Source organism: Mesorhizobium sp. M2E.F.Ca.ET.219.01.1.1, from assembly GCF_004016445.2.
GTDB lineage: Bacteria > Pseudomonadota > Alphaproteobacteria > Rhizobiales > Rhizobiaceae > Mesorhizobium.
The window spans coordinates 1-283 of the sequence record NZ_SADT02000286.1 but is presented as its reverse complement, the minus strand read 5'-3'; the positions used below and the strand labels follow the sequence as shown (position 1 = coordinate 283).

Genomic DNA, 283 nt, shown 5'->3' with positions numbered 1-283 from the left:
CGCGCTTCTACCGCCGCCTGCGCGCGACCGTCGGCTGGGCCGTGCGCCATCGCATCATCGTGCTGGTGATGACGCTGGTCACCTTCGCCACCAGCCTGTGGGCGTTCCAGTTCATTCCGCAGAACTTCTTCCCGCAGTCCTCCCGGCCCGAAATCCTCGTCGACCTCTGGCTGCCGGAAGGCACCTCGATCAAGGAGGTCGAGACGCAGGCCAAGGCGCTCGAAGGCAAGATGATGGACGATCCGGACAAGCGCTTCATCGCCACCTATATCGGCGAGGGCGC

General features: G+C 65.0%; 1 protein-coding gene. It reads left to right on the top strand.

Annotated features, from left to right (window positions below; translation table 11 throughout):
• Window positions 1–283, top strand: a 283-nt coding sequence (locus EN862_RS35860) for an efflux RND transporter permease subunit (protein WP_135913356.1), incomplete at both ends; no start/stop codon positions are given.